We start from the raw sequence: 23,811 nt of genomic DNA, 5'->3' as shown, positions 1-23,811 counted from the left end.
AACCCGACAACCCTCAATCGTCGGAGGTCTTGTCCTTGTATTCACATAGATCTTCGATCCGACAACTGCCGCACCGAGGCTTGCGCGCCTGGCAAACATAGCGCCCGTGAAGAATCAGCCAGTGATGGGAATCGAGCAGATAGGGCTTGGGCACGAACTTCATCAGCTGTTTCTCGACCTCCACCACATTTTTTCCGCGAGCGATGCCGGTGCGGTTGCTGACGCGAAAAATATGCGTATCCACCGCCATGGTGAGCTGCCGGAACGCCGTATTGAGTACAACATTGGCGGTCTTGCGGCCCACGCCGGGTAATGCTTCGAGGGCTTCGCGGGTTTGCGGTACTTCGCTGGCGTGCAGTTCCATGAGCAGGCGGCACGTCTCGATCACGTTCTTGGCCTTGCTGTTGTACAAGCCGATAGTCTTGATGTACGCCGATAACCCTTCCACACCCAGGGCATAAATCGTCTCCGGCGTATTGGCCACCGGAAACAGCTTGGCTGTGGCCTTATTGACGCCGACATCTGTGGATTGGGCCGACAGGATCACTGCGATCAGCAGCTCGAACGGCGAGGAGTAGGCCAGTTCGGTCTTGGGTTCCGGATTGTCTTCGTGAAACCTGCGGAAAATTTCCAGGCGTTTTGCAGCGTTCATAGGGAGGGACGTTTCCTTGCAGGCTGTCGACGTAATTGTAGCAATACACAACGCAGCGTCGGTTGTGGGTCAGGCGTTACCGTTGGCGCTGGCGTCGCAAGTGGCCTGGGCGTCATGCAGCGTCTGCTCGGCGGCGTCCAGCGCGGCACTCAAGTGTGCCAGTTGCTGTTCGTCAGCCTGTTGATCCTGGGCCTTTTTCAATGCTGCCCGGCGCATTGCCAGTTGGATCTTCGCGCGCTTGAGTTCAGCGCTTTTGCTTGTAGGCAGCGGTGGCGGGACGTTGACCTCCAGCGCGGCAAGCGCCTGCTCCGAGGCTTCGAACTGCCTTTGCAGGGCAATCAATTGCGACTGTTGCTCAAAGGTCGGGGGGTGACCAAACGCCTTCAGGGATTTGTGCAACTGCGCACGGCTCATGGCGACACTGATTTTGGCTTGCTTGATTGCTGCATCCTGAGCGGCCTGATGGCTATCGGCTGATGCCGCTGCCACGGGCGCAATGCGCTTGGCCCGGGCCACGCGTTCGGCGTGTTTGCAGGCTTGCTCACGTTGCAGGCGTGCGTTGCGCTGTTCGAAACGCCGACGTGCCCGGTCGCGTTTAAGGCCACGTTCGCGCCGCTCGTCATCGCTGCGCGCCAGGTCGCCCGCAATCGGCAGGACTTCAGCAAGTGGGCGCATCTCGATGCAGTCGACAGGGCAGGGCGCGACGCACAGGTCGCAACCGGTGCACTCGTCGATGATGACCGTGTGCATCAACTTGGCGGCGCCAATGATGGCGTCCACCGGGCAAGCCTGGATGCATTTGGTGCAACCGATGCATTCAGCCTCACGGATGTAGGCGATCTGGGCCGGCGCGTCGCCGCGGCTCGTATCCAGGGCCAGCACCGGCACGCGCAGCAATTGCGCAAGCCCGGCGATGGTTTCCTGGCCTCCGGGCGGGCACTTGTTGATCGCCTCGCCGTCAGCGATGCCTTCGGCGTAAGGCTTGCAGCCCGGGTGCCCGCACTTGCCGCATTGAGTCTGCGGTAGCAGCGCGTCGATACGTTGAATCAGGTTCATGCTTTGATCATTGCGTTGACGCCCGGCCCGCCGATGCAGGCGGGCTGAAAAGCCCCAACGTCGAAACGCCGGGGCATCCTGCAGGGGTTACTTGATGCGTTGACCTGGCTTGGCGCCGCTGTCCGGGCTGAGCAGATAGATTTCTGCGCCGCCAGGACCGGCCGCCATCACCATGCCTTCAGAGATACCGAATTTCATTTTTCGTGGCTTGAGGTTGGCGATCATCATGGTCAGGCGACCATCGAGCTTGGACGGGTCCGGGTAAGCGCTCTTGATGCCGGAGAACACATTGCGTTGCTCGCCGCCCAGATCCAGGGTCAGGCGCAACAGCTTGTCGGCGCCTTCCACGGCTTCGGCCTTGACGATCAGTGCAACCCGCAGGTCCACGGCGGCGAAAGCGTCGAACTCGATTTCCTCGGAAATAGGGTCTTTGGCCAACTCGCTGTTATCGGCTGGCGCGGTCGAGCCGGTATCGGTCTGGCTGGCGACCAAGTCTTCTTTCGAGGCGTCGGTCATGGCCTGGACTTTCACCGGGTCGATGCGGGTCATCAATGGCTTGAACGCGTTCAACTGATGGTTGCCGAGCAGCGTGGCGTGGTCGTTCCAGGTCAGCGGCGCGACGTTGAGGAACGCCTCTGCATCGGCGGCCAGCAGCGGCAGCACCGGCTTGAGGAAGATCACCAATTGACGGAACAGATTGACGCCGGTGGCGCAGATCGCCTGGACCTCAGCTTCCTTGCCTTCCTGCTTGTTCAGCGACCATGGCGCCTTGTCGGCAATCCAGGCGTTGGCGCGGTCGGCCAGGCCCATGATTTCGCGCATGGCGCGGGCAAAGTCGCGGGCTTCATAGGCGTCGGCGATACTCGGCGCGGCGGCCAGGAAGGCATCGGTCAGTTCCGGCGCGGCGTTTTCAGCGACCAGCACACCCGCATTGCCCTTGTGGATAAAACCGGCACAACGGCTGGCGATATTGACCACTTTGCCGACCAGGTCCGAGTTGACCTTCTGAATGAAGTCTTCCAGGTTCAGGTCGAGGTCGTCGACGCCACGGCCCAGCTTGGACGCATAGTAGTAACGCAAATATTCCGGCGACAGATGGTCCAGGTAGGTGCGCGCCTTGATGAAGGTGCCGCGGGACTTGGACATCTTCTGCCCGTTCACCGTCAGGTAGCCGTGCACGGCAATGCCGGTCGGCTTGCGGTAGCCCGAACCTTCGAGCATCGCCGGCCAGAACAGCGCGTGGAAGTTGACGATGTCCTTGCCGATGAAGTGGTACAGCTCGGCAGTGGAATCCTTGCCCCAGAACGCATCGAAGTCCAGCGCCGGTGTGCGGTCGCAAAGGTTCTTGAAGCTGGCCATGTAGCCGATCGGCGCGTCCAGCCAGACATAGAAGTACTTGCCCGGCTCGCCCGGAATTTCAAAGCCGAAGTACGGCGCATCGCGGGAAATATCCCACTGTTGCAGGCCGGCATCCAGCCATTCGGCGATCTTGTTGGCCACGGCATCCTGCAAGGTGCCGCTGCGGGTCCAGGTCTGCAGCATCTGCTGGAAATCCGGGAGTTTGAAGAAGAAGTGCTGGGAATCCTTGAGTACCGGGGTAGCGCCGGAGATGGCCGACTTCGGATTCTTCAGGTCGGTGGGTGCATAGGTGGCACCGCATTTCTCACAGTTGTCGCCGTACTGGTCGTCGGTGCCGCATTTCGGGCAGGTGCCCTTGATGAAGCGATCGGCCAGGAACATTTTCTTTTCCGGGTCGAAATACTGGGTGATCGAACGCGTGGCAATGTGCCCGGCGTCTTTCAACCGCAGGTAGATCTGGCTCGAAAGCTCACGATTTTCATCGGAGTGGGTCGAATGGAAGTTGTCGAACTCCACCAGGAACTCGGCAAAGTCGGCGCTGTGTTCAGCCTGCACATTGGCGATCAGTTGTTCCGGGGTGATGCCTTCCTTTTCGGCGCGCAACATGATGGCCGAACCGTGGGCGTCGTCCGCGCAGACATAGATGCATTGATTGCCGCGATGCTTCTGGAAGCGCACCCACATATCGGTCTGGATGTACTCAAGCATATGGCCAAGATGGATGGAACCATTGGCATAGGGCAGGGCGCTGGTGACGAGGATCTTGCGTGGCTCGGACATGGGGCTCGGCTACTTGATGAAACGGAGGTCGGCCACTATAAAGCGCCGGGAAATTTATTTCACCCCGTGGTGCTGTTTCAGCATCTTCCGATCCTGCGAAAGCATGCCGCTGGTGGCCTGGAACGGTTAGGATAGCCGCCTGTTTCAGTCAGTCTTTTTCGGGAGTTGCCCATGAGCGCCGTCAATCGCGCAGCGGTGGAAGCCGTCCTTCGCCAGTACACCGACCCCTATTTGAACCAGGACCCGGTCAGTGCCGGCTGTGTGCGGGCCATCGAGGTACAGGCTGACCAGGTATCGGTCCAGCTGGAGCTGGGCTACGCCGCCGGCCTGTTCAAAAACGGCTGGGCGCAGATGCTGCAAATGGCCATCGAAGGCCTCGACGGCGTGCGCTCGGCCAAGGTCGACATCCGATGTGTGATCGCCTCGCACAAGGCCCAGGCACAGATCCCTGGCCTGGCCAACGTCAAGAACGTGATCGCCGTGGCATCGGGCAAGGGCGGGGTGGGTAAATCCACCACCGCCGCCAACCTGGCCCTGGCCCTGGCCCGTGAAGGTGCCCGCGTGGGCATCCTCGACGCCGATATCTATGGCCCGAGCCAGGGTGTGATGTTCGGCATTGCCGAAGGCACACGACCCAAGGTCAAGGACCAGAAGTGGTTTGTGCCGATCGAGTCCCTGGGCGTGGAAGTGATGTCCATGGCGTTCCTGACCGATGACAACACGCCCATGGTCTGGCGCGGGCCGATGGTTTCCGGGGCGCTGCTGCAATTGGTTACCCAGACGGCCTGGGGCGACCTGGACTACCTGGTGATCGACATGCCACCCGGTACCGGCGATATCCAGTTGACCCTGGCGCAGAAAGTCCCGGTGGCCGGCTCGGTGATCGTCACCACGCCCCAGGACCTGGCATTGCTGGACGCGAAGAAAGGCGTGGAGATGTTCCGTAAGGTCAACATTCCGGTGCTGGGCGTGGTGGAAAACATGGCGGTGCACATCTGCTCAAACTGTGGTCATGCCGAACATCTCTTCGGCGAGGGCGGTGGCGAGAAGCTGGCGACTCAATACGGCGTCGAACTGCTGGCCTCGTTGCCGCTGTCGATGTCCATCCGCGAACAGGCCGATGGCGGCAAGCCCACCGTGGCTGCCGAGCCCGATGGCCAGATTGCCATGGTGTATCAGGAACTGGCCCGCCATGTGGGCGCGCGGATAGTCCTGCAGGAGGCGAGCAGTCCCGCGATGCCGACGATCACCGTCAGCGACGACTGAATCGCGATGTAGGAACAGTACCGCACAGGCTTGTGACGCTCTTTTCCCAATAAGTCGTGTAAGCATTCGCTTACCGTCATGTAGGTATTCGGTTTTTTTACCGGGAATGAGCGTCTCGAATCTGCGAGCGATATTTCTAACTGTTTGAAATAAAACAATTATTTAATGTCACTCGAGCATCGCCGATTGGTCTCCATCCGTTTGGATCCCGTTGAACTTATCTTGGGAGGCTCTAACATCAGCCCTGTGTCCACGGATTGGCACAGCCATCAAGGAACGGTGGTTTGAAGGAATGTCGCAGGATGCGATTCATCAGGACGATGAAAAGGATTAAAGGGACTAGGGAAAAAATGTGGGCGGGTCATACCGCCCCTTTTTTCGCCTGTAGAAAAGTGAAAGCGGCTACACGAAAACGCAAAAAAGGCCCGCAAGGGGCCTTTTTTTTGGCAACGACGCTGCTATCAGCGTTCGAGGTCTGCAATCTTGCCGGGTTTGCCATCCCATTCTCCCGCATCGGGCAGAGCATCCTTTCTTTCCGTGATGTTCGGCCAGATATCCGCCAGCTCGGCATTCAACTCAATGAAGTTTTCCATACCCGCAGGTACTTCATCCTCAGAGAAGATGGCGTTAGCCGGGCATTCTGGTTCACACAGGGCGCAGTCAATGCACTCGTCCGGGTGGATGACCAGGAAGTTCGGGCCTTCGTAGAAGCAGTCCACCGGACACACTTCTACGCAGTCGGTGTACTTGCACTTGATGCAGTTGTCGGTGACGACGAAGGTCATTTCTAATTTTCTCCTCAGGCGGCGGCAGCGAAACCCTGTGTGGCAGGGCTCGCGAGGTTCGGGAGCGATAGTCTGCGGGCCAGGCTAAAAGCCCGCAGCATCCCAAACCGCGCGAGAGTCTACCAGCTTGCACGCGTGTGCGTTATATCCGAGTCTTCAGTGCATATAACATTTCGAGCGCTTTACGCGGCGTCACGTCGTCCAGGTCAAGCTTGGCCAGCTCATCGAGTACCGGATGGGGTAGGCTGGCGAACAGGTCGCTCTGGTGCGGCGCGGCGGGTTTCCTGCTGGCCTTGGCAGGGCTGGCGACCACGGTTTCATGGGGCAGGGCCGTGGTTTCCAGGCGGCTCAGGTGCTCGCGGGCGCGAGTGATGACATCATTGGGCACGCCGGCCAACTGCGCGACCGCCAAGCCATAACTCTGGCTGGCCGGGCCCGGCAGCACGTGGTGCAGGAACACGATGCGCTCGTTGTGCTCGGTGGCATTGAGGTGCACGTTGGCTACCAGCGGCTCGCTTTCCGGTAACACCGTCAGTTCGAAGTAGTGGGTGGCAAACAACGTATAGGCGCGCAAATGTGCCAGACGCTCGGCCGCCGCCCATGCCAGCGACAGGCCGTCAAACGTACTGGTGCCGCGACCCACTTCGTCCATCAACACCAGGCTGCGGTCGGTGGCGTTATGCAGGATGTTCGCGGTTTCGCTCATTTCCACCATAAACGTCGAGCGCCCACCGGCAAGGTCGTCGCTGGAACCGATCCGGGTGAAAATCCGGTCCACCAGGGACAGCTCGCAACTGGCCGCCGGCACGAAGCTGCCAATGTGTGCCAGCAGCACGATCAGCGCGGTCTGGCGCATATAGGTGGATTTACCACCCATGTTCGGGCCGGTAATCACCAGCATGCGAGTGTCTTCGTCCAGCGACAGGTCGTTGGCGACGAACGGTGTGGTCAACACCTGCTCCACCACCGGGTGGCGCCCTTGCACGATGCGCATGCACGGCTCGCTGACAAAGCGCGGGCAGTTGAGGTCCAGGTTCAGCGCACGTTCGGCCAGGTTGCTCAGCACGTCCAGTTCCGCCAGGGCGGCGGCGGTGTCCTGCAGCGGCGCCAGGCGGCTGATCAAGTCCTCGAGCAAGGCTTCGTAGAGCATTTTTTCCCGCGCCAGGGCGCGGCTTTTGGCCGACAATGCCTTGTCTTCGAACGCTTTGAGCTCCGGGGTGATAAAGCGCTCGGCGCCCTTGAGCGTCTGGCGACGTTGATAGTCGATAGGCGCCGACTCCGCCTGCTTGCTCGGCAGCTCAATAAAATAGCCATGCACGCGGTTGTAGCCGACCTTCAGGTTGGCCAGCCCGGTGCGGGCTTTTTCGCGGGCCTCCAGGTCGATCAGGAACTGGCCGGCGTTTTCGCTCAGCGATTGCAGCTCATCCAGCTCGCTGTCATAGCCGGTTTTCAACACACCGCCATCACGGATGATCGCTGGCGGGTTGTCGATGATGGCCTTTTCCAGCAGCGCCGCGAGGTCCGGGTAAGTGCCGGCGGTGACTGCAAGCTGTTGCAGGTGCGGCGTGTCCAGTTCGGTCATCGCCACTTGCAGTTGCGGCAGGGCGCTCAACGCGTCCCGCAGGCGCGCCAAGTCACGGGGCCGCGCATTACGCAGGCCGATCCGCGCGAGGATGCGCTCGATATCGCCGATTTCCTTCAGTTGCGGCTGCAGCTTTTCAAAGCGATAGCCGTCGAGCAGACAGGTAATGGAAGTCTGACGTGCTCGAAGGACGGTCAAATCCCGCAGCGGACGATTCAGCCAACGAGTCAACAAGCGGCTGCCCATGGCCGTCTGGCAGCGGTCGACCACCGATTGCAGCGTGTTGTCACGCCCGCCCGCCAGGTTGGTATCCAGTTCCAGGTTGCGACGGCTGGCGCCATCCAGTACCACGGTATCGTCCAGCCGCTCATGCCGCAGGCTGCGCAAGTGCGGCAGGGCCGTGCGCTGGGTTTCCTTGGCGTAGCTGAGCAGGCAGCCGGCAGCGCCGATGGCCAGGGTCAGGGTTTCGCAACCGAAGCCTTTAAGGTCCTGCACCGAGAACTGCTGGCACAGACTTTTCAGCGCCGAATCACGCTCAAAATCCCACGGCGCACGACGTTTAGTCCCACGGCGCTTCTCTGCCGGCAAGTCCTTGGGCCAATCATCCGGAATCAACAACTCCACCGGATTGATACGCTCCAGCTCCGCCAGCAGGTTCTCCCAGCCCTTGATCTCCAGCACGCTGAAATTGCCGCTGGTGATATCCAGCACCGACAGGCCGAACAGACGCTCATCGCCCAACACCGCAGCGATCAGGTTATCGCGCCGCTCATCCAGCAGCGCCTCATCACTCACCGTGCCCGGCGTAATAATGCGCACCACCTGCCGTTCCACCGGCCCCTTACTGGTGGCCGGGTCGCCGATCTGCTCACAGATCACCACCGACTCGCCCAGCTTCACCAACTTGACCAGATAACCTTCCAATGAATGGTAAGGAATCCCACACATCGGAATCGACTGCCCCGCCGACTGCCCGCGCGCGGTCAGGGTGATGTCCAGCAGCTTGGCGGCCTTCTTCGCGTCTTCGTAGAAGATCTCGTAGAAGTCGCCCATGCGGTAGAACATCAACTGATCAGGGTGCTGGTTTTTCAGGCGCCAATACTGCTGCATCATTGGCGTGTGGGAGGACAGATCGGAGGTGTTTTTACTCATTGGGTAGTAGGCAAATTCGTTGAAAGTGATGGGGCAAAGGGGGCGCTTGGCCCAGCATTTGTTGCAATGGGCGCAAGGTTAACACGCGAGGTCGGGGGTTCGCAGGTTGCAAACGGCCAGGTAGAAATAGAAGAAGGGCGCAGCGCGTCCATTCAAATACACCGCCCCCTTCTTTTTATCGGCCCTTACTGAATGTTGTTGGGGGAATCCAACACCTTCACCACATCATCAATCACCGCCTTGACCATCTCCTGCAAGTAATGCGACGCCCATGCGTAACGGTCCGTCTCCTTGGTCATCGCCGCATCTTCTGCGAGCAGCTTGGCGACATGGAGAAGATCGGAGGCGTGATGCAAGGCTTCCTGCAGGGAAACACCGCTGTTGACGCGGAATAGAGGCTGGTCGGAGTGAAAGGAGAAGGGGGTGACGCCGAGGGTGGTTAACGCAGGCGGATTTGTAGCAGTCATCGGTAAAACTCCCATATCAAGTGAGAGCTACCACGTTCGTTCTCAGGCGAATGGGTGGCAGCTGTGCGCAGGCTGAGAAACCGGAGATACAGGAACCCGGCAGACCCGAAGGTCTCCCACGCACAGCCGCCATTGCACGAAATGATGGGCGAAAAAAAACGCCTGCAGATCGGGTTTGGGGGCGCTTTGCGCCTGCATCTTGCCGGGTTCTCAGGCCCGATCGCTGAATTGGCAGCGACGAATGGAAGGGTAGCGTGGTGATAGGGAGGGTGCAACTGGGAAAATTGTGTCCTGGAAATAGATGCGTCCACTTTTCTCCAGTAGGCACCATTGGCAAATCACGCCTCCTAGAACGATGTGGCAGGTAATGTCATGATTCGACTAGTTTGAATTTCGCAACCCGGAAACTTATGACGAGTACCCTGAAGTATCAGATTCTTGCTGGGCTACCAGGCGAAGGACCTCTTCCTTTACAGTTCAGCGCTACCGGCCAAGGGCACCATAGTGAAGGAGTCGTCATCAGGTTCTCGCCGGAGGCGATGCCTTCTTGGGTGGGGAATTTTCAACCGGGTTTTTGCCGCTTCAGTTGCGTTCTGGAGCTGGGTTCAACTTTCCATGTGATGATAGTTGCCGGTGGTCAGGGTTATATCGTGGACATTCGTAGCGGCGTTCTCTTGAAGCATTTCGGTGGGGATATCGAGTATTTGGTCAGCATTCCAGAATTAGACAGTGTTCTTGTTTCAAATGGGTTGTGGCTCAGGCTTGTTAAAGGCGAGGCTGAGGTCTGGTGCTCTGAGCGCCTGTCTTTGGACGGGATTAGAAATATCCAAGTCTCGCTCGCGGATGGGATTATTACAGGGGAGGGATGGTATGTAGACGATTGCTGGTATCCGTTCAAAGTCTGCATCTCCTCGGGTGAGGCTACGGGAGGAGTTTTCGAGTCGCTTGACTTCAGCTAAGTCTATTTCTGCGTTTCTGAATGATTAGCTACCGGGCGCCCTGAAAGCAGTACGCGCCAAATCACCAAGCAGTAACACCGCCATAAACTCAGCGATTTATCGCTCTGATCACTCATTCTCTCCAGCGCCATTTTTACAACCCGTCACGGTGGGATAAGGCAGGCAGACCAGAATCATTTTATTCTTCGGTTCAAAACCATGATCAATCATGCAGCGTTGTGCCTTGGCTGTGCGCCCGATGCTGGCGACGGCCAGGTTCGACCCCAGCGGTTTTGGGTATCCGCAGGCGTACATGACCGGTAGCGCTTCTTTATCGTTGACCAGTTGCACGGAGTGGTGCGTCGATGCGCCTACTTTACGCCAGGTGACCTGCATGTCTTCAAACCGGCCAGAATCGGGTTTTATCGGGTAGAAACCGTCATCATCTTTAAACGGCAAAGCCTCAAGCTCGGACACGCTTAGTGGACGACCTTTTTTTGCTTCAACGCAGGCCGGAGTGTCTTTCATGACATCACAGAACTCAAAACCGTCTTTACGCTTAAAACCCAGAAGTTGCATGCATTGAAACTGGAGTACCTGTTCATTTATGGGTAATTGAGTCAATGAGCCGCCTACAGGGTCACCACATTCCGCCATCGCAGCCTTAACATCATCGACGTTCGTGGAGGTACGCCGCCACTGTGTGAATTCAGCAGGTGGCGGACAGCCTGTGAGTAAAAGTACCGATGCGATCAATGCCGGGAGAGTGATGATCTGGCTTTTTCGCAGCATATTAATCCTTCAAAGTTGGAATTACCGCGCGGTTCAACAGGCTATCTGGATCTACGCCCACTTGCCGGAAACAACCCTCTGATCACCCCAAGAAACGCCGCAAACAAATTGATTGAAGTCGCCGTGGTGATGGCAATCAGCACGTTATCCGAGAACGGCGCCTTACCCGAGTAATACGTCGACCACCCATTCCACACCAGCAGCACCGCCCAGAAGATCACTCCGCAGGCAGCAAACCAGAACGCACGCCCCGCATATTTCTTGCGCAGTTGCCGTTCGGCCTTCTGGTCTTTGAGGTTCTGGTTTCTTTCATCATCGGTGCCTATGGCTTGCTCGCCACCGGCTTGTGAGTCCTGGTCAGGTCCTGCCTCGGGGGGTAGGGTGAGTTCCAGACTGTCGAGTTCTTCACTCACGGATGCGACTCTTGGGATGAATGAGTGCTGCCATGTCTTGCCAGTCGATGGCGGAACCGTCGGCGCCCTTGAGCGCCCAGGCTGTGCCGTTCTCGTGGGAAAGGTTGGACAGTTGGGTGCCTGACCATTTGCCGTATTTGCTGATGATCCGATCAATCAGGCGGTGGGCATAGGTGTCACTGTCGGGAATCCTCGGTGTTACGAAGATGATGTCTTCGTCGTCCGGCTTCAAATTGCTGAGCAGCGAGGTGACCGGACGGCTGCCGTAGGATTTCAACTCATGGTACAGCGACGGGATGACCGGGCCATATTGCCAGCGGGCGAAGTGGTCATCCATGAGCGGCTGATCCCGTTCACGCAGATGCCAGGACTGCGTGTAGAACAGCAGTTTTTGCAGCTTCATGGGCGTCAGGCCCGAAAGCTTGCCTTCCTTCGCGCGTTCAATGAAGGCGTTAGCGACAGCTAGCGCTGAATAAGCCATGAGCACCTCCGTCGTTGCTGGCCATGTTGTTCCAGAGTCTTATACATAGGCCCTGAATTGTCGATAAGCAAGGGCGTCTGTCCATCAGTTCGGTGTGGCATCAGGCTACCCTGCGGCGATATCAAGCGGTTCTGAATGATAGAAAGCAATTAACTGTTTGCATATACAGTATTTTGTTTCAATCTAAACAAAATTGTGTGTTTAATGCATAAATATGCAAATTAGCATTTGCCAACCTTCAAGACTCCCGTCAATATCCGCGTTATGCAAAAACGCAACGTTTCTATCGTCTTGAAAGAGCTGCTGGATCGCGATCGGATCTCCCCCACGGAGCTTCACCGACGCACCGGTGTGCCTCAATCCACACTGTCCCGGATCCTCAGCGGCAAGATCGTTGACCCGTCGGACAAACACATCTCTCGCATCGCCGAGTATTTCCGCGTCAGCACCGATCACCTGCGTGGGCGCGCCGGTGCCGGTATGGGTGCTTTGCGAGATGATGGGCGCGACCCGATGCATTCGGAGCTCAAGGACATAAGCCTGTGGGACGACGACACGCCCGTTAATGATGACGAGGTGTCGATCCCCTTTCTGCGCGAGGTTGAATTGGCTGCTGGATCAGGAAGATTCGTCATCGAGGAAAGTGAGAAAGCCAGCCTGCGCTTTGGAAAGCGCAGCCTTCGGCATAACGGCGTGCAGTTCGATCAGGCCAAATGCGTGACGGTGCGCGGCAACAGTATGTTGCCGGTGCTGCGCGATGGCGCGACGGTGGGGGTCAATGCCGGCAAGAGCGGGATTGGCGACATCGTCGATGGTGACCTGTATGCCATCAATCATAATGGCCAGCTCCGGGTGAAACAGCTCTACCGTCTGCCTTCCGGGATTCGCCTGCGCAGCTTCAACCGAGATGAGCATCCGGACGAAGACTATAGCTTCCAGGATATTCAGGATGAGCAGATCAGCATCCTCGGTCATGTTTTCTGGTGGGGGATGTACGCCCGCTAACCTCATCGCGTAAGACGAAACCCGCCCATGAGCGGGTTTTTTTTCGCCTGCAGAACACCTCCAAACCCCGAGCACATAGGGCTTTGAATGCGCCAATGCATATTCGCAGGAAAAATAAATGCATTGATGCATTGACTGTATATGCATACATGCATATTATTCATCTCAAGCCAGCCAACAAGGCTTGGTGGAGGCGGCAAGGATGCCGCCAAGGAAGACAAGGAAGGCACGCAACATCGGCAAGGACGCCATCGAAGCGGTGGCAGGGATGCCAGGCAACACCGGCAAGGATGCCGACGCTCTTTAGTTTCACCCAGCTTCAAAAACAGGCAGCGATGAACCGGCCTTAACGGTTCAGAGGGTTGGCAACTGACCCGGGTGTGCAGCGTAAAGCACCAGAAGCAGTTATCCGGCAGACAGGGATCGTGGTCGGAAAAACATTCAGGAAAGGACCGTACCGCGCCAGTAGCGCTGAAAGTCCGAGGACATCATTACTGAAAAGCCCGGGCTACCGGGCTTTTTGGAATGCCTACCTATCAAAGTGTGTGTAATTGAAAAACGGACTATTCAGTGCTCAGCCAGGAGGCGTGACATGACAAACGAACAACAAGCGTTAGCGGAAATGCCTATCTGGCTGGTGATCATATTGGCCTTGGTCGGCGGCGTTTCCGGAGAGATGTGGCGCGCCGACAAGGAGGGCGCCCGCGGCTGGTCGTTGATCCGCCGTCTGGCGCTCAGGTCCGGCGCGTGCATGGTCTGCGGGGTTTCGGCCCTGATGCTGTGTTATGCCGCCGGTATGTCTATCTGGACTGCCGGCGCCATTGGCTGCCTGACCGCCATGGCCGGCGCCGACGTGGCCATCGGCCTGTATGAGCGCTGGGCGGCCAAGCGCATCGGGATCAATGAAGGGTCTCGTCAGGACCCGCAGTAACCGCAAGGATGCTACCCAAATGACCCTAATCGAAAAGCCATCCCAACTACCCCAGGCTATCGGCGCGGCGCTGCATGCGGCCTACCCGGACCTCAAGGTCGGCAGCCACCGGGACTTCCAGAGTGACCTGGAGAATACCGGCGTCATGATCACGGTTGAAGGCAACGGTCCGGGCATTCGCTCTCGCGAAGGGCGCAAAGCCCATGTCCTGGCCATTTCGCTCAGAGCCATGGTTGCCCCCGGCGCCTTGCCGTTCGATGCCTGTGACCTGGCCAGCCAACTGATGGACCTGGTGCTGGACAACCGTTGGAACTTGCCTCAGTCCCAGTGCGATTTGCCGACGAATATGGTCGCCGCTCCTTCTAGGGTTTCCACCGTAGCGACGGACTACGACACCTGGACTGTTTCCTTCACTCAAACCCTCTATCTCGGGCCCGAGTTACTCAACGATCCTACGGGCCAACCGCTATTTGCCTGCACCTGGGACGTCTTGAACATCGATGACCCCGATCAATACAGACCACTGGCGGAGTAGCCCATGTTCGACGCGCTGTTACGCATGCAACTGGGGCCAATCGTCGAGCGGCTGGCGGAGATGGAGGCTCAGATGGAGGACTTGTACCGCCGCGCTGAAAGCTTCTGCCGGATTGGCGTTTGCCAGCAGGTCGACGCCGCCAGCAATACCTGCCGGGTCAGCCACGGTGAGTTGCTCACGCCGGCCATCCGCTTTTTCAACCCCAGCGCCGGTGCGCAAACCGAAACCCGTATTCCGTCCGTGGGCGAGCAATGTCTGTTGCTCAACTACGGCGGTGGGGAAGGGGGCGCGCAGTCCGTGGCTCTGTTCGGCCTCAACAGTAGTCTCTTTCCGCCAGTCTCGACGGTTCCCTCGGTGACCCGACGGCGCCATCAAGACGGTACCCAAAGCGATTACGACGACGCCAGCCACACCTTCAACTGGGCCAACGGTCCGACGATGGTCACCGGTTCTCGCGAACAGGTCGACCTCAAGGTCGGCGCCGCCAGCCTGACCCTCAACCCGCAGGGCATCACCCTGCAAATCGGCGGCACCGCACTGTTGCTGGATGCCGGCGGTGCTCACTTCAGCGGCCCGGTGATAGACCACCAAGGTCGGGTCATCAGCCCCTGACAAGGACACTCCATGATTGGCATCGATCGCAACACCGGGGCGGCCGTCGATGACTGGCTGCAATTCGTCCAGCGCGCCACCCGAGCGCTGACCACGCCCATTGGCACACGGCAGAAGCGTCCGCTGTATGGCTCGCTGATCCCGCAGTTGCTCGGACAGAACCTGGGCGACGACCTGCTGCTGCTCGCCCAGAGCCATGCCGCCCAGGCGTTCTACAACGCCCAGAACGGCATCGGCGACTTTCAGCCCCAGGTCATCGTCGCCACCCGCCAGGGCGCCGGCCTGCTGCTGCGCTTTGCCGGCACCTGGAAAAACCGCCAACAAACCTTTGAGGTCGTGACATGAGCATGCTGATCCCTGGCCAGAACCAACTGGCCGAGCCGGCGATTATCGCGGTTGACGAGTTCGAACCCTTGTTGGCCGAGTTCAAGGCCTTCGTGGTCGACTACGTTGCAGCGAGTGCGCCGCAGAGCGCGGCCAAACTCAAGGTCAGCCTCGACAACGAAAGCGAGCTGCTGACCCTGGCGCTGGAAGCTTTCTGCGTGCGCCTGCAAACCCATGAGCGCAAATACAATGCACGCATCAAGCAGATGCTGGCGTGGTGGGCCACCGGCAGTAACCTGGATGCACGGCTGGCGGATATGGGCCTGGAACGCCAGGTACTCGACCCCGGTGACCCTGCGGCTTTCCCGCCAGTGCCGCCGATCCTTGAAAGCGACGACGATGCCCGCCTGCGCTACTACCTGGCACCCCACGCCCCGGCGGCAGGTTCGCGGATGCAGTACCGCCGCGAAGTGTTCACCCTCGGCGAGCGGCCGGTGGTCAAGGTGCAGAGCGCATCGCCGGGCGTGGTGACCGTTAACTACACCTTCGATCCGGACGGCTATGCGGCCCAGGTCAAGGACGGTAACGGCCGACGCATCGCGCCCGGCGAAGTGATGGTCACCGTGCTGTCGCGTGACGGCGACGGTACCCCATCCGCCGATTTGCTTGACGGTGTGCGTCGACATTTCGCACGGCCTGATGTACGCCCGGAAACCGATCTCGTCACCGTCCAGGGCGCACAGATTCAACCCTACAAGATTCGCGTCATCGCCAGGATCAACGCCGGGCCAGACTCGGGTTTGACCCAAATGGCGGCGCAGCAACTGCTGCAGACTTACGCTGATTCCTGCCATCGCCTGGAAGGGCGCGTCGACCCGAGTTGGATCGACTACGCCATTCACAGTGCAGGGGCGGCGCAGCTGCAAATCCTGGAACCGTTGGCGCCGATTGTCAGCAGCGCGTTCCAGGCCCCGTATTGCACGGGCGTCGAGGTGGAGGTGCGTACGCTATGAGTGAACCCAAAGCGAGTTTATTGCCGGCCAACAGTTCACCGCTGGAAAAGGCGCTGGATGCAGGGTTCGGCAAGCTGCTTGACCGGGTCGCACCGCCGTTTCCAGCGTTGATGAACCCGCTGCAAACCCCCAGCGAATTTCTGCCTTACCTGGCCGCCGACCGAGGTGTCAGCGAATGGGATGCCCAAGCCAGCGAATCGGAAAAGCGCCTGACCGTGGCCTTGTCCTGGCAGATCCAGCGCCAGGCCGGCACACCCAAGGCCTTGAGCCATGCGGTGGAGTCACTGGGGTTTACTCCCAACATCAGCGCCTGGTATCAGCAGCGGCCAACCGGTATGCCTTACACCTTTGACGTGCAGGCGATCATTGGGCGCAGTTGGTCCAGTGGCGACCACAACCGGCTGATCCGCCGTGTCAACGCGGCCAAGAGCGAGCGGGATCAGGCCACGATTACCATCGTGCATGAAACCTCCCAGGGTGTGCGACTGGCTGGCGCGGCTGATCCTGGTTTGAGCATCGGCGAAGACAGCCCGCCCGGCGCCTTGCCCGAAATGAAAGTACACGGTGCGTTCTCCCTCAGCAGCGCCACTCACGCCCCGTTCAACGATGGCGAGTTGCTGCTTGAAGGCGTGCTGCCGGAACTCGGGCTTGGCGCCCGGCTGAACAGTGCCGGGGTTGCCCGGCACTACACCATTAACGACTACGACCTCAGGGCGCAGCCATGACAGATGAAATCACGCGCCTGGTGCGCTTCACTTCCAAGGGTTTGGATGAAGTGCTGCAGGCCAGGAACCAGGGCCTCAAAGGCGAAATCACCCACATCGGCGCCGGTACCGGCCGCTACAACCCCGATGGCACGGAAGTGGCCTTGCGCGATGAGCGCCAACGGGTCGCCATTGTGGATTACGAAGACCTGGGCGAGCGCCAACTCAGGATGGCCGCGCTGTTTGACGGCGACGATGAGTATGAAATTGGCGAGTTCGGCTTTTACCTCGCCAGTGGGACCTTGCTGGCGGTGTATTCCGTAGCGGGGAAGTTGCTGACGTATAAAGCAGCGGCGGCTCGGGTACTGCAGAAGTTCACGCTGGATATTTCGCCGTTGCCGGCGGATAGCGTGACGATTGTGGTAGGAAGTGACAATCTGAATATTTTGCTGGGAAACGATATTGCCGTACTCGCTACTGCGAATATCGACAATATGGCACGGCACACCGAGTTGTTGTTTCGTGTAATAACGCTGGAAGCGGGCCGTTAAGGTATCGACAAATTAAGGAGTTACAACGTGAGTCTAGAAACGACTATCACGTCGCTGGTGACAGCGGCGAATAATTTGACTGCTGCGGTCAATGGTAAAATTGGGAGTATCAATGCGACGATGGCCGGTGCGCTATCTCAGTTCAATGAATGGCGCAGTCTAAAGGATGTCGAAGGTGATCCAAATTATCCAGGCACCATACGTAGTAGCATTCTCCAAGGCCATGTCTACGGCACTGGCGGCGTTTATGAGTCTATGGCTATAGGTGATTTCAAGGCGACCGACTTGGGGGCAAGTCTCAATGTTTATATTCACTTCCAAATCCCTCTGAATATTAATGTCAACTCCGAGATGTTCTGGTTCAACATCAAGGGTTACAGTTATGGCACGGCAAAAATCATCGATGAAACGGTCGTTGGTTATTGCTACCAGCCGAACCGTACTCTCCACAATGTGTCAACATTCGGAAATATGACGCCGGCTGTCTACGTAGATGCAAACGGCAATATTGTCATGCGGATTTTGATTCCAAATATTTATTATACAACTATCCGTATCGACACCATGCGTGTCGGCAATGGGCGTCTGTTTAATCTCGGCGATCTCAAAACCAAAGTGTCCTTGGCTGACACCGTAATTTTTAGTTAAGGAAACGGTAAATGTCTAATGTCGAAAATCCAACATTGAAGGTTGCTACGCCGACACCTGAAATTGAATGGGCTGCCATTCGCGCGCGTCGGGATCAGTTACTAAGGGCAACTGACTTCACTCAACTGCCCGATTATCCCGCCTCTGATGCGCAGCGAGCTGAAGTTGCATCTTATCGTAAAGCGTTGCGCGATATTCCAGAGCAGGCAGCTGAACCATCGGCACTGCGGTGGCCCGTACTGCCTACCTTCCTGAAATAACCCACCGCGAAAGCGGTTTTTTTTCGCCTCCCCAAAGCCCCTCCCGCAGGGGCTTTGGCATTTCTCACCCGGAGAATCCTACCCATGCCCACGCGCCAAACCTACACCGTCCTCATCCCTTTCCCCATCGGTAACGGCCATTGGTCCACCGCTGGCGAGGAGCTTGAATTGCTGGACGTCGAAGCATCCGCCCTGCGCACCGCCGGCCGCCTGGAACTCACCAGCGTCCTCAATTCCACCCCCAAGAAGGCTGAATAATCATGGCTGAGGTTTTGAACTTCGAGCACAACGGCATTACCGTCAATGCCACCGAATCGCCCGAGGCCATGGGTGGCCTGGGCGATAACGTCATCGGCCTGGTGGGCACTGCCCCCAACGCCCATGCATCGATCCCGAAAAACGCGCCGTTTCGTATCAACAGCTTCACCACCCAGGCGCTGCTCGACCCGACCGGTACCGAGTCGGGCACCTTGTTCCAGGCGGTGTACCAGATCCTCAAAGTGGTCAAGGTGCCGGTCTACGTGGTGATTGTCGAAGAAGGCGCCACCCCGGCCGACACGCTCAACAATGTGATCGGCGGCAACGACCCGGTCACCGGTCGCAAACTCGGCCTGGCTGCCCTGAGCAGCGTGCCTGAAGACCTGACCATCATCGGTGCCCCGGGCTTCACCGGCACCAAGGCCGTGGCCGGCGAGTTCGCCTCCTTCGGCAAGCGCATCAAGGCCCGTGTGGTACTCGATGGCAAGGACGCTTCGGTCGCCGACCAAGTGACCTACAGCGGCGAACTGGGCGGTGCAGACCTGGGCTTCGACCGTTGCCTGCTGGTGCACAACATGCCGTCGGTGTATTCCAAGGCTGCAAAGAAGAACGTGTTCCTCTCGCCATCCTCGCTGGCCATCGCTGCGCTGGCCAAGGTCAAGCAATGGGAAAGCCCGGGCAACCAGGTGACCTTCGCCGAAGACGTTTCCCGCGTCGTCGAGTACAACATCCTCGACACCTCCACCGAAGGCGACCTGCTCAACCGTTATGGCGTGAGCTACTACGCCCGCACGGTGCTCGGCGGTTTCTCGCTGCTGGGCAACCGTTCCATCACCGGCAAGTTCATCAGCTATGTCGGCCTGGAAGACGCCATCAGCCGCAAGCTGGTCAAGGCCGGTCAGAAGGCCATGGCCAAGAACCTCACCAAATCCTTCATGGACCAGGAGGTCAAGCGCATCAACGACTGGCTGCAAACCCTGGTGGCCGACGAAACCATCCCTGGCGGCAGCGTCTACCTGCACCCGGAGTTGAACAGCGTCGAGAAGTACAAGAACGGCACCTGGTTCATCGTCATCGACTACGGCCGCTACGCGCCGAACGAACACATGGTTTATCAACTCAACGCCCGCGATGAAATCATCGAGCAGTTCCTGGAGGACGTTCTCTAATGTTTACCAACCGAGTCAGACAGGCCATTGCGGCCACCCTCCAAGGCCTGCCGTTGTCGGCCACGGTCGATTCCTTTACGCCGCCGAAGATCGAGTTCGAAATGGACCCGATGACCGGCGGGCGCTTCATCGCCGAGGAGGTGGCCAAAAGCGCCAAGGTGATGGGCGCAACCCTGGTACTGCAAGGGGTGGGTGCAGAAGTGTTGCTGGCGCTTGGCGTCACGCGAGGCGATGACATCCTGTTGAACGTGCGCGAAGCCGGGCAGGATCAGGATGGCAAGACCTACTTCACCTACCACACCGTGGGCGGCAAGTTGAAGTCGCTGACCGAAACCGCGCTGACGATGAATGCCAAGCCTGTCACCACCCTGGAACTGTCCTGCCGTACCTATAACCGTCTGGAAAACGGCATTTCGGTGATCGATATCGACGTGCGCACCCAGAAGTTCGTGCTCAACGGCGTCGACATTCTCGGCGACGCCCGTCGCGCCGTGCTGATGCCGTAACCCCCCGGGGGCGGGTTCGCTCGCCCCCATACCTGATCAAGGAATCACCCCATGGCCTGGATGCCTGCGCTACACGTCCTGCTGTCCCCGATCACCGCTGACACCGGTGCCGTGATCGAGCAGATTCAACTCAAACCCTTGTTCTACGCGCCACAGAAAGAAGCCCTGGCGCGCGCTGGCGACGATGAGGATGAGCAGTTTTTCGAACTGGCCAAGCTCGCCACCGGCCTGTCGGAAAAAGAACTCGACCAACTCAAGCGCCCGGACTACGTCAGCATTGCGCAATACGTACACGAGATGTCGACCCAGCCTGCATCGTTTTTTCTCGATCAGGCCGATGTGCCGCGCCAATCGCTGACCAGCGAGCAGGTCGCGCTGCTGCTTCCCCTTCAGGCAAGCGGTCGCACGCTCACCCACGTCACCCTGGAAATGCCCGCCCTGCGCGCCACCAAAGTGATGAAAAAACTGCCCACCAACAAAGAACGTGCCGAGTTCATCACCGCTCATTGCGCCGGGCTGATGATTCCCGATCTCGCCGGCTTGACCGTGCCCGACTGGACCGAACTGCAGGGGCGCATCGACGATTTTTTAAACAAACCGGCGGACTTCTTTCGGAACGCGACATCGAAGTGATCCTCGATGTAGTACCGCTGGTTTACTCAGTAACCGAAGCGGAAATCCTCGACTGGGACGCCGGCAAGGCATTGCGCCGCTACGACATCGCGATCAATCGCCTTGGCGTTAAACAGGAGTAGAGCGGGATGGCAGACAGTAATAAAAGCGCTGAGTCAGCCATCGCCAGGGACGGCGTGATGATTCAGCGCTCACCCGAAATGGCCGGCGCACAGGCCAGCCTCAACCCCATCGCGCAAACCCTGGCGAGTCCGGCTGAGGCGGTGCCGGGAGGTGCCGCGAACCTGGTGTTGGCATTGGCCGATGCCAGCCTGCAGATCAACCATTTGGCCGAAGGCCAGGCGCGGCTTGTGGACACGCTTGAGCTGTTCAACGCCTCATTGCTCAAGATGATGGACGCCCGGCAAGCCGACGCCATCGAGGCGGCGGGCACGGGCGATACGAGCACCCGCACGGCGGCCCCCGCGGGTACGCCATCGCAGGCACTGGATGCCGCGATGACCGACCTGGACCAACTGCTGCACTTCGTCGGGCGTGAGCGCAAGTCAATGCGCGAAGCCAACCTCGCCATGGCGACCGAGCCCATGGTGGCGGCCAGCGGCGCGAGCGCGGTGGACCTGGCGAAGGTCGAGTACGTTGCGGCCAAGTCGGGTATCGGCAGCGAGCGAGTTGACGCGTCAGGCAATATCGACCAAGCCGGGCGCCAGGCAGACTTGCAGCAATTCGCCCGCGACGCCGCGATCATGGCGACGGCGTTCAAAATCGATGTGAAGCATGCCAGCGAACTCATCGGCGGATGGCGTGAGTCTATGCACCTTGACCGCGCCCAAGCCCTGGATTTGGCTGACGCGACAAATGTGCTGGGCAACGATGTCTCGCTCAAGGCCGAGTCAGCGGACATTGCAGCGATCGTGCAACGTCGCGGCGCCGCCGCAACGACTGCGGGCATGCTTCCCGAGCAGGCGGCAGCGCTTTCGGCGGTGTTGTTGAGTGCCGGTAACAGCAAAGGTGCTGCGGAGCTCGGGCTGGAAAAAATCAGTCTCGCCCTGGCCAAAGGCGACAGCGCTTCTCCCGCGCAGCGCAGTGCCTGGGCAGCGCTCAAGCTTGATCCCAAAGAGCTGGCCGGTGGCATGAAACAGGATGCCCCGCAGACCCTGGTTACCGTGCTGGAGGCCCTCAAGTCACAACCGGCTGAAAAGCAGGCGGCGCTGGCGGCGCAACTGTTCGACGGTAACCAGTCGATTCTGAGCCTGGTGCCGATTATTGACAGCGTTAAACACGCCTTTTCGCAGGTGGCCGAAACGTCCACCTACGCCACCTCGGCGTTAGGCGATCAAGGCTCTGTTCAGCGCGTTGCAGCGATTCGCGCCGATTCCTCCCAGGCTCGACGGCAGGCCTATGAGGCCAGTACCACGCGCTTGCAAACTGCCTCCGATGTGGCCCTGGCGCCCGCCGTGGATACCTCGCTGACAGCGATGACCGGTTTGGTCAACGGCGTGAGTGGCTTGGCTGAAGCGCTGCCTCACACCACCGCCGCCGTCACGGTGGCAGGGGCTGCACTGGGGGCTGTGCTTTCCGGCGTGTTCGATGCCGTGAAGGACAAGGTGTTTGAAAAGGTCGCGGGGAAAATTCTCCGCGAAGGGCCTGCCGCTGACCCTTCCGCCCGCCCGCAGCACACTCGCAGTGACGACACCCCTACAGATAAACCCACGCCGGGTTCGGCGTCCGGTCCTGACCGGCCAAGCAAAACGGAGAAGGCCGGCAAAGTCGCCAGACAGGCTTCGTTGGGGTTGGTGCTGGCACAGGCCGGAGTTGATGTCACACAGGGCGCGCTGACGGGGAATCCGGGTCAAGCGCTGGGCTCCAGCGTGGGTTCGGTAGGCGGCGCCGTCGCCGGTGGCGTTGCCGGTGAGTTCGCCGGCATGGCGATTGGCCGAGCGGTCGGCACGCTTGCCGGAGCGGTGATCGGTTCGGTGGTGCCGGGTGCCGGTACGGTGCTGGGCGGGGTCATGGGCGGCGTTGCCGGTGGCGCGATCGGCAACGTGGTGGGCGGCGCCGTCGGTACGTTTGTCGGCAGTGACGTGGGGGCATGGCTTGCCGAGAAAGTAATGGGTTCCGGGGATCGCTTGCCGTCTCCCACGGATGTCAGCCACAACCTCAACAACCCCCAAGCCGATAACCGTCAAATCAATTTTGCCCCGCAAATCACTATCAACGCGCCGGAACAAGCCAGCTATCAGCAATTGGCGACACTCGTGGTGCAACAGATCGAAGCGCAATTTACGCCGCTGTCGATGGACAACCTGCTGGCGACGCGACGTGGCGCAGCACTGACCGATGGAGCTGTGTGATGCGACAACAGATGGTGTTGGGCACGTTTATTTTCGGGCTGTCCCGCGGGTTCGCCTACGACAGCCTCGATCGTGGGAGCAGTGGTGGGTGGGTCAGCCTGGACATCATCGCCGGCAAACCCAAATCCAGCCAGGTGGGGCAGGGTCTCGAAACATTGGCAGTGGGCGGCAAGGCCGCGCGGGCCAATGGCATGCAACGCCTGGATGAACTGCGGGCCCTGCAGGACCTGCGCGTGCCGTTGCCTCTGGTGGACGGCCTGGGGCGCAACTGGGGGTTGTGGACCATCAAGTCGATCAGCGAAAAACAAACCAGCGTCATCGACGACGGCACCGCCATGGCGATTACCTGGTTGCTGGTATTGGAGGAGTTCGTCAATGCGTAGAGTGCGAAGTATTGCGGGCGATTCGGTAAACCTGCTGCTCTACCGAGAGCTCGGCCGCTGTGATGATGCTGCGGAGGAGGCGCTGTGGCGCTTGAATCCGGAGCTGGCGGAGAAGGGCGCAATATTGCCGGCCGGCGTCAGTGTGCTGGTGCCCGAACTGGATGCAAAACCTGTCGCGAGTCGGCCGGTTTCAGCCTGGGATTAA

Annotated in this window: 29 protein-coding genes; 20 read left to right on the top strand and 9 right to left on the bottom strand. The window is 59.2% G+C overall.

The genetic code is table 11. From position 1 onward, the window contains the following. Window positions 1–13 precede the first annotated feature (13 nt). The 3 genes from nth to metG all read right to left on the bottom strand — a co-directional run bounded on the left by nth (window position 14) and on the right by metG (window position 3,847). Window positions 14–652, bottom strand: a complete 639-nt coding sequence (nth, locus tag J1G34_RS15455; RefSeq protein ID WP_065891910.1) for an endonuclease III — start codon at window positions 650–652, stop codon at window positions 14–16. Between the two features lie 69 nt (window positions 653–721). Beyond that, the gene (gene rsxB, locus J1G34_RS15450) at window positions 722–1,708 is read right to left on the bottom strand and encodes an electron transport complex subunit RsxB (RefSeq protein ID WP_122560694.1); all 987 of its coding nucleotides are present in this window, start codon (window positions 1,706–1,708) and stop codon (window positions 722–724) included. Between the two features lie 87 nt (window positions 1,709–1,795). Beyond that, window positions 1,796–3,847 carry a methionine--tRNA ligase gene (gene metG / locus J1G34_RS15445; protein WP_222994300.1) on the bottom strand — a complete coding sequence of 684 codons (2,052 nt, stop codon included), beginning with the start codon at window positions 3,845–3,847 and terminating at the stop codon, window positions 1,796–1,798. A 171-nt stretch (window positions 3,848–4,018) separates the two neighbouring features. On the opposite strand from metG, the gene apbC reads away from it, so the two are divergent. After that, a complete protein-coding gene (gene apbC, locus J1G34_RS15440; RefSeq protein ID WP_065898205.1) occupies window positions 4,019–5,113 on the top strand; it encodes an iron-sulfur cluster carrier protein ApbC in 1,095 nt (364 codons plus the stop codon). A 461-nt stretch (window positions 5,114–5,574) separates the two neighbouring features. Here the strand turns inward: apbC and fdxA are convergent, their stop codons facing one another. The 3 genes from fdxA to J1G34_RS15425 form a co-directional block, all read right to left on the bottom strand. Then, on the bottom strand, window positions 5,575–5,898 hold the full coding sequence (gene fdxA / locus J1G34_RS15435; protein WP_222994299.1) for a ferredoxin FdxA: 324 nt from the start codon (window positions 5,896–5,898) through the stop codon (window positions 5,575–5,577). A 142-nt stretch (window positions 5,899–6,040) separates the two neighbouring features. Next, window positions 6,041–8,632 (bottom strand): DNA mismatch repair protein MutS, encoded by a 2,592-nt coding sequence (mutS, locus tag J1G34_RS15430; protein ID WP_222994298.1) that lies wholly within the window; start codon window positions 8,630–8,632, stop codon window positions 6,041–6,043. Between the two features lie 185 nt (window positions 8,633–8,817). After that, complete coding sequence (locus J1G34_RS15425) at window positions 8,818–9,099, bottom strand: DUF3077 domain-containing protein (RefSeq protein ID WP_222994297.1); 282 nt, start codon at window positions 9,097–9,099, stop codon at window positions 8,818–8,820. Window positions 9,100–9,509: 410 nt separating this feature from the next. Between J1G34_RS15425 and J1G34_RS15420 the strand changes: the two genes are divergently transcribed. Beyond that, on the top strand, window positions 9,510–10,058 hold the full coding sequence (locus J1G34_RS15420) for a hypothetical protein (RefSeq protein WP_065891915.1): 549 nt from the start codon (window positions 9,510–9,512) through the stop codon (window positions 10,056–10,058). 108 nt (window positions 10,059–10,166) lie between these two features. Here J1G34_RS15420 and J1G34_RS15415 read toward each other — a convergent pair whose 3' ends face one another. Genes J1G34_RS15415 through J1G34_RS15405 form a run of 3 tightly spaced genes read right to left on the bottom strand, consistent with a single transcriptional unit; the run spans window position 10,167 to window position 11,723 of the window. Next, window positions 10,167–10,829, bottom strand: a complete 663-nt coding sequence (locus J1G34_RS15415; protein ID WP_065891916.1) for a hypothetical protein — start codon at window positions 10,827–10,829, stop codon at window positions 10,167–10,169. 41 nt (window positions 10,830–10,870) lie between these two features. Next, window positions 10,871–11,242 carry a hypothetical protein gene (locus J1G34_RS15410; RefSeq protein ID WP_065886010.1) on the bottom strand — a complete coding sequence of 124 codons (372 nt, stop codon included), beginning with the start codon at window positions 11,240–11,242 and terminating at the stop codon, window positions 10,871–10,873. Continuing rightward, the gene (locus J1G34_RS15405; protein ID WP_065886011.1) at window positions 11,235–11,723 is read right to left on the bottom strand and encodes a Panacea domain-containing protein; all 489 of its coding nucleotides are present in this window, start codon (window positions 11,721–11,723) and stop codon (window positions 11,235–11,237) included. The genes J1G34_RS15410 and J1G34_RS15405 overlap by 8 nt, the downstream gene beginning before the upstream one ends. A 255-nt stretch (window positions 11,724–11,978) precedes the next feature. Here J1G34_RS15405 and J1G34_RS15400 point away from each other — a divergent pair, with 255 nt between their 5' ends. From J1G34_RS15400 to J1G34_RS15320, 18 genes are all read left to right on the top strand, one after another. Next, complete coding sequence (locus tag J1G34_RS15400) at window positions 11,979–12,728, top strand: LexA family transcriptional regulator (RefSeq protein ID WP_170876040.1); 750 nt, start codon at window positions 11,979–11,981, stop codon at window positions 12,726–12,728. 592 nt (window positions 12,729–13,320) lie between these two features. After that, window positions 13,321–13,659: a phage holin family protein gene (locus tag J1G34_RS15395; RefSeq protein WP_065886012.1), complete on the top strand. Its 339-nt coding sequence runs from the start codon at window positions 13,321–13,323 to the stop codon at window positions 13,657–13,659. A gap of 19 nt (window positions 13,660–13,678) precedes the next feature. Then, window positions 13,679–14,194 carry a hypothetical protein gene (locus J1G34_RS15390; protein ID WP_065898201.1) on the top strand — a complete coding sequence of 172 codons (516 nt, stop codon included), beginning with the start codon at window positions 13,679–13,681 and terminating at the stop codon, window positions 14,192–14,194. 3 nt (window positions 14,195–14,197) lie between these two features. Next, a complete protein-coding gene (locus tag J1G34_RS15385) occupies window positions 14,198–14,806 on the top strand; it encodes a phage baseplate assembly protein V (protein WP_222994296.1) in 609 nt (202 codons plus the stop codon). A 12-nt stretch (window positions 14,807–14,818) separates the two neighbouring features. After that, window positions 14,819–15,151 carry a phage baseplate protein gene (locus J1G34_RS15380; RefSeq protein ID WP_065886015.1) on the top strand — a complete coding sequence of 111 codons (333 nt, stop codon included), beginning with the start codon at window positions 14,819–14,821 and terminating at the stop codon, window positions 15,149–15,151. Further along, complete coding sequence (locus tag J1G34_RS15375; RefSeq protein WP_222994295.1) at window positions 15,148–16,143, top strand: baseplate J/gp47 family protein; 996 nt, start codon at window positions 15,148–15,150, stop codon at window positions 16,141–16,143. The genes J1G34_RS15380 and J1G34_RS15375 overlap by 4 nt, the downstream gene beginning before the upstream one ends. Continuing rightward, the gene (locus J1G34_RS15370) at window positions 16,140–16,868 is read left to right on the top strand and encodes a phage tail protein I (protein WP_222994294.1); all 729 of its coding nucleotides are present in this window, start codon (window positions 16,140–16,142) and stop codon (window positions 16,866–16,868) included. The genes J1G34_RS15375 and J1G34_RS15370 overlap by 4 nt, the downstream gene beginning before the upstream one ends. After that, complete coding sequence (locus J1G34_RS15365) at window positions 16,865–17,398, top strand: phage tail protein (protein WP_065937235.1); 534 nt, start codon at window positions 16,865–16,867, stop codon at window positions 17,396–17,398. The genes J1G34_RS15370 and J1G34_RS15365 overlap by 4 nt, the downstream gene beginning before the upstream one ends. 27 nt (window positions 17,399–17,425) lie before the next feature. Next, a complete protein-coding gene (locus tag J1G34_RS15360) occupies window positions 17,426–18,046 on the top strand; it encodes a hypothetical protein (RefSeq protein WP_122685500.1) in 621 nt (206 codons plus the stop codon). 11 nt (window positions 18,047–18,057) lie between these two features. Beyond that, window positions 18,058–18,306: a tail fiber assembly protein gene (locus J1G34_RS15355; RefSeq protein WP_083216688.1), complete on the top strand. Its 249-nt coding sequence runs from the start codon at window positions 18,058–18,060 to the stop codon at window positions 18,304–18,306. Between the two features lie 84 nt (window positions 18,307–18,390). Further along, the gene (locus J1G34_RS15350) at window positions 18,391–18,564 is read left to right on the top strand and encodes a hypothetical protein (protein WP_003189022.1); all 174 of its coding nucleotides are present in this window, start codon (window positions 18,391–18,393) and stop codon (window positions 18,562–18,564) included. A gap of 2 nt (window positions 18,565–18,566) precedes the next feature. Beyond that, a complete protein-coding gene (locus tag J1G34_RS15345) occupies window positions 18,567–19,733 on the top strand; it encodes a phage tail sheath protein (protein WP_065886020.1) in 1,167 nt (388 codons plus the stop codon). Continuing rightward, window positions 19,733–20,239, top strand: a complete 507-nt coding sequence (locus tag J1G34_RS15340) for a phage major tail tube protein (RefSeq protein WP_065886021.1) — start codon at window positions 19,733–19,735, stop codon at window positions 20,237–20,239. Before J1G34_RS15345 ends, J1G34_RS15340 begins: the two co-directional genes overlap by 1 nt. A 51-nt stretch (window positions 20,240–20,290) precedes the next feature. Next, a complete protein-coding gene (locus J1G34_RS15335; RefSeq protein ID WP_065891923.1) occupies window positions 20,291–20,872 on the top strand; it encodes a phage tail assembly protein in 582 nt (193 codons plus the stop codon). Beyond that, a complete protein-coding gene (locus J1G34_RS27220; protein WP_256095160.1) occupies window positions 20,869–20,994 on the top strand; it encodes a hypothetical protein in 126 nt (41 codons plus the stop codon). The genes J1G34_RS15335 and J1G34_RS27220 overlap by 4 nt, the downstream gene beginning before the upstream one ends. A 6-nt stretch (window positions 20,995–21,000) precedes the next feature. Next, window positions 21,001–23,223, top strand: coding sequence for a phage tail tape measure protein (locus J1G34_RS15330; RefSeq protein ID WP_222994293.1), 2,223 nt, complete (start codon window positions 21,001–21,003; stop codon window positions 23,221–23,223). Continuing rightward, entirely contained in the window at window positions 23,223–23,606 is a 384-nt protein-coding gene (locus J1G34_RS15325; protein ID WP_065891925.1) for a phage tail protein, read from the top strand. The genes J1G34_RS15330 and J1G34_RS15325 overlap by 1 nt, the downstream gene beginning before the upstream one ends. Further along, entirely contained in the window at window positions 23,599–23,811 is a 213-nt protein-coding gene (locus J1G34_RS15320) for a tail protein X (protein WP_065886025.1), read from the top strand. The genes J1G34_RS15325 and J1G34_RS15320 overlap by 8 nt, the downstream gene beginning before the upstream one ends.

This window comes from Pseudomonas sp. Wu6, from assembly GCF_019891515.1.
Taxonomy (GTDB): domain Bacteria; phylum Pseudomonadota; class Gammaproteobacteria; order Pseudomonadales; family Pseudomonadaceae; genus Aquipseudomonas; species Aquipseudomonas orientalis_A.
Note: the sequence above shows the minus strand (reverse complement) of the source record. Positions and strands in the feature narration are given on the sequence as shown.

Bases quoted from the DNA above. Each gene is read 5' to 3' on its own strand.
- nth (WP_065891910.1), bottom strand. From the start codon at position 652: ATGAACGCTGCAAAACGCCTGGAAATTTTCCGCAGGTTTCACGAAGAC.
- rsxB (WP_122560694.1), bottom strand. From the start codon at position 1,708: ATGAACCTGATTCAACGTATCGACGCGCTGCTACCGCAGACTCAATGC.
- metG (WP_222994300.1), bottom strand. From the start codon at position 3,847: ATGTCCGAGCCACGCAAGATCCTCGTCACCAGCGCCCTGCCCTATGCC.
- apbC (WP_065898205.1), top strand. From the start codon at position 4,019: ATGAGCGCCGTCAATCGCGCAGCGGTGGAAGCCGTCCTTCGCCAGTAC.
- fdxA (WP_222994299.1), bottom strand. From the start codon at position 5,898: ATGACCTTCGTCGTCACCGACAACTGCATCAAGTGCAAGTACACCGAC.
- mutS (WP_222994298.1), bottom strand. From the start codon at position 8,632: ATGAGTAAAAACACCTCCGATCTGTCCTCCCACACGCCAATGATGCAG.
- J1G34_RS15425 (WP_222994297.1), bottom strand. From the start codon at position 9,099: ATGACTGCTACAAATCCGCCTGCGTTAACCACCCTCGGCGTCACCCCC.
- J1G34_RS15420 (WP_065891915.1), top strand. From the start codon at position 9,510: ATGACGAGTACCCTGAAGTATCAGATTCTTGCTGGGCTACCAGGCGAA.
- J1G34_RS15415 (WP_065891916.1), bottom strand. From the start codon at position 10,829: ATGCTGCGAAAAAGCCAGATCATCACTCTCCCGGCATTGATCGCATCG.
- J1G34_RS15405 (WP_065886011.1), bottom strand. From the start codon at position 11,723: ATGGCTTATTCAGCGCTAGCTGTCGCTAACGCCTTCATTGAACGCGCG.
- J1G34_RS15395 (WP_065886012.1), top strand. From the start codon at position 13,321: ATGACAAACGAACAACAAGCGTTAGCGGAAATGCCTATCTGGCTGGTG.
- J1G34_RS15390 (WP_065898201.1), top strand. From the start codon at position 13,679: ATGACCCTAATCGAAAAGCCATCCCAACTACCCCAGGCTATCGGCGCG.
- J1G34_RS15385 (WP_222994296.1), top strand. From the start codon at position 14,198: ATGTTCGACGCGCTGTTACGCATGCAACTGGGGCCAATCGTCGAGCGG.
- J1G34_RS15380 (WP_065886015.1), top strand. From the start codon at position 14,819: ATGATTGGCATCGATCGCAACACCGGGGCGGCCGTCGATGACTGGCTG.
- J1G34_RS15375 (WP_222994295.1), top strand. From the start codon at position 15,148: ATGAGCATGCTGATCCCTGGCCAGAACCAACTGGCCGAGCCGGCGATT.
- J1G34_RS15370 (WP_222994294.1), top strand. From the start codon at position 16,140: ATGAGTGAACCCAAAGCGAGTTTATTGCCGGCCAACAGTTCACCGCTG.
- J1G34_RS15365 (WP_065937235.1), top strand. From the start codon at position 16,865: ATGACAGATGAAATCACGCGCCTGGTGCGCTTCACTTCCAAGGGTTTG.
- J1G34_RS15355 (WP_083216688.1), top strand. From the start codon at position 18,058: ATGTCTAATGTCGAAAATCCAACATTGAAGGTTGCTACGCCGACACCT.
- J1G34_RS15350 (WP_003189022.1), top strand. From the start codon at position 18,391: ATGCCCACGCGCCAAACCTACACCGTCCTCATCCCTTTCCCCATCGGT.
- J1G34_RS15345 (WP_065886020.1), top strand. From the start codon at position 18,567: ATGGCTGAGGTTTTGAACTTCGAGCACAACGGCATTACCGTCAATGCC.
- J1G34_RS15340 (WP_065886021.1), top strand. From the start codon at position 19,733: ATGTTTACCAACCGAGTCAGACAGGCCATTGCGGCCACCCTCCAAGGC.
- J1G34_RS15335 (WP_065891923.1), top strand. From the start codon at position 20,291: ATGGCCTGGATGCCTGCGCTACACGTCCTGCTGTCCCCGATCACCGCT.
- J1G34_RS15330 (WP_222994293.1), top strand. From the start codon at position 21,001: ATGGCAGACAGTAATAAAAGCGCTGAGTCAGCCATCGCCAGGGACGGC.
- J1G34_RS15325 (WP_065891925.1), top strand. From the start codon at position 23,223: ATGCGACAACAGATGGTGTTGGGCACGTTTATTTTCGGGCTGTCCCGC.
- J1G34_RS15320 (WP_065886025.1), top strand. From the start codon at position 23,599: ATGCGTAGAGTGCGAAGTATTGCGGGCGATTCGGTAAACCTGCTGCTC.